Annotated in this window: 3 protein-coding genes; all 3 read left to right on the forward strand. The window is 65.3% G+C overall.

Features of this window, described 5'->3' with window-relative positions; genetic code table 11:
* Window positions 1-90 (forward strand): hypothetical protein (locus KGM94_RS24855; protein ID WP_300265293.1); only part of this gene is annotated, 90 nt, incomplete at its 5' end.
* Window positions 91-179: 89 nt separating this feature from the next.
* Window positions 180-1,808, forward strand: coding sequence for an RNA polymerase factor sigma-54 (gene rpoN / locus KGM94_RS24860; RefSeq protein ID WP_300265287.1), 1,629 nt, complete (start codon window positions 180-182; stop codon window positions 1,806-1,808).
* A gap of 80 nt (window positions 1,809-1,888) precedes the next feature.
* Complete coding sequence (gene raiA / locus KGM94_RS24865) at window positions 1,889-2,482, forward strand: ribosome-associated translation inhibitor RaiA (protein WP_300265290.1); 594 nt, start codon at window positions 1,889-1,891, stop codon at window positions 2,480-2,482.
* Window positions 2,483-2,591 lie beyond the last annotated feature (109 nt).

The following is a 2,591-nucleotide window of genomic DNA, read 5'->3' on the forward strand; positions in this document are numbered from 1 at the left end:
GGCGAGATATTGACCGAGGGCAGCCCGGATGAAATCGTCAACGACCCGGACGTCCGGCGCCTTTACCTCGGCGAAGAGTTCCGCCTCTAGTCTTTTTTTCCCATCCGTCAAGCCGTGTACATCGACTCCGGACTGAGATAAGCAAGAATCGGACCATTTTTGGGAACGGTTCTTGCTTCATGGCGCTGACGCAGAGGTTGGAGTTCAGGCAATCGCAGTCGCTGGTGATGACGCCGCAGCTGATGCAGGCGATCAAGCTTCTGCAATTGTCCAACCTCGATCTCACCACCTTCGTTGAGGAGGAACTGGAGCGCAATCCGCTGCTGGAGCGCGCCAGCGACGAGGCGCCGGTGGGCGAAGCCCCGGCCGAGGCCGCCCAATTCGGCGACTCCGAGGATGCCGGCAACCATGAGTCCGGCGGTTATGGCGAGGACGGCGGCGCAGCGGAGGGCTTCGAGCCGGGCCAGGAAGAATGGTTGAGCCGCGACCTCGGTACCCGAGCCGAGATCGAGCAGACGCTCGATACCGGGCTGGACAACGTCTTCTCCGAGGAGCCCGCGGAAGCCGCCGCCCGCAAGGCGCAGGACGCGGCGCCCAGCGTCTATACCGAATGGGGCGGCGGCGCCTCCGGCGACGAGGACTACAATCTCGAGGCCTTCGTCGCAGCCGAGGTGACGCTGGCGGACCATCTGGCCGAGCAGCTTTCGGTTGCCTTCACCGCCCCGGCGCAGCGCATGATCGGGCAGTACCTCATCGACCTCGTCGACGAGGCGGGCTACCTGCCTGCCGATCTCGGCCAGGCGGCGGAGCGGCTCGGTGCGTCGCAGCGCGACGTCGAGGACGTTCTCGCCGTGCTGCAAAAATTCGATCCGCCAGGCGTCTGCGCGCGATCCCTGAGCGAGTGCCTCGCGATCCAGCTCCGCGAGCTCGACCGCTACGATCCGGCGATGCAGGCGCTGGTCGAGCATCTCGATCTCCTGGCCAAGCGCGACATCGCGGCCTTGCGCAAAGTCTGCGGCGTCGACGACGAGGACATCGCCGACATGATCGGCGAGATCCGTCGCCTCAATCCGAAGCCGGGCATGAAATTCGGATCGGCGCGCCTGCAGACCATGGTGCCGGACGTCTATGTGCGTCCCGGTCCCGATGGCGGCTGGCATGTCGAGCTCAACAGCGACACCTTGCCGCGCGTCCTCGTCAACCAGACCTATTATTCCGAGCTGTCGAAGAAGATCGGCAAGGACGGCGACAAGTCCTATTTCAGCGACTGCCTGCAGAACGCGACCTGGCTGCTGCGCGCGCTCGATCAGCGCGCCCGCACCATCCTCAAGGTTGCGACCGAGATCGTGCGCCAGCAGGACGGCTTCTTCACGCACGGCGTCGCGCATCTGCGGCCGCTCAACCTGAAGGCGGTGGCCGATGCCATCCAGATGCATGAATCGACGGTGTCGCGCGTCACCGCCAACAAGTACATGGCGACCAATCGCGGCACGTTCGAGCTGAAGTATTTCTTCACCGCCTCGATCGCGTCGGCCGACGGCGGCGAGGCGCATTCCGCCGAGGCCGTCCGCCACCACATCAAGCAGCTCATCGATGCGGAGGATCCGTCCGCGATCCTGTCGGACGACACGATCGTGGAACGGTTGCGCGCCTCGGGCATTGACATTGCCCGCCGCACGGTCGCGAAGTACCGCGAGGCCATGCGCATTCCTTCTTCGGTGCAACGCCGCCGCGACAAGCAGAGCGCCCTTGGTAACGTGCTGTCCACCGCATTACCTGATCGGTCACGCAACCCCGAGCCGGCCTGATTGCGCCGGCCTCGAATCGCGCTACTCTCGTTTCCCCTCTTGCAGACGATCCAGGCTGGCTCAACCCAAGCGAGGCATCCATGACTCTCCGGATTTCTGGCAAAAGCATCAGCGTCGGCGACGCCCTGCGCGGCCGCGTCAGCGCGCGCACCGAGGAGGTCCTGCGCAAATATTTCGACGGCAACTATTCCGGCCACATCACGCTCAGCAAGGACGGGTTCGGCTTCCGCACCGATTGCGCGCTGCATCTGGATTCGGGGATCACGCTGGAGGCCGATTCCAACGCGCCGGACGCCTATGCCAGCGCCGACCAGGCGCTCCTGATGATCGAGAAGCGGCTGCGCCGGTACAAGAGCAGGCTCAAGGACCGTTCCGCCCGCAAGGCCCACGCCGCCACCGCCGCGCTCGCGGCGCTCGACGCAACGAGCTACGTGCTGGAGGCGCCGGCCGAGGGCGAGGACGAGGTCACCGGCTACAGCCCCGTCATCATCGCGGAGGCGACGACCTCGCTGAAGCGGCTTTCGGTCAGCGAGGCGGTCATGGAACTCGACCTGACGGGCGCCGCCTGCCTGGTATTTCAGCACGGCTCCAGCGGCCGGGTGAACATCATTTACCGCCGGGCGGACGGCAATGTGGGCTGGATCGACCCCCCGGTCGTAGAGTCCCGGGGCTAGCTATGGTCCGCCGCCCCTTAAGGATGACGGCGGTAAAAGCCGTACGCGGCAGTTGGCACCGCCATTGCGTTGGAGTAGAAGCCCCCCACATCAGGACCGGGGCTAAGTC

This window comes from Bradyrhizobium sp. (assembly GCF_028868675.1).
In the GTDB taxonomy this organism is placed as follows: Bacteria; Pseudomonadota; Alphaproteobacteria; order Rhizobiales; family Xanthobacteraceae; genus Bradyrhizobium.

What these genes read in the sequence shown, in the direction of transcription:
- rpoN (WP_300265287.1), top strand. Translation starts at nt 180, where the DNA reads ATGGCGCTGACGCAGAGGTTGGAGTTCAGGCAATCGCAGTCGCTGGTG.
- raiA (WP_300265290.1), top strand. Translation starts at nt 1,889, where the DNA reads ATGACTCTCCGGATTTCTGGCAAAAGCATCAGCGTCGGCGACGCCCTG.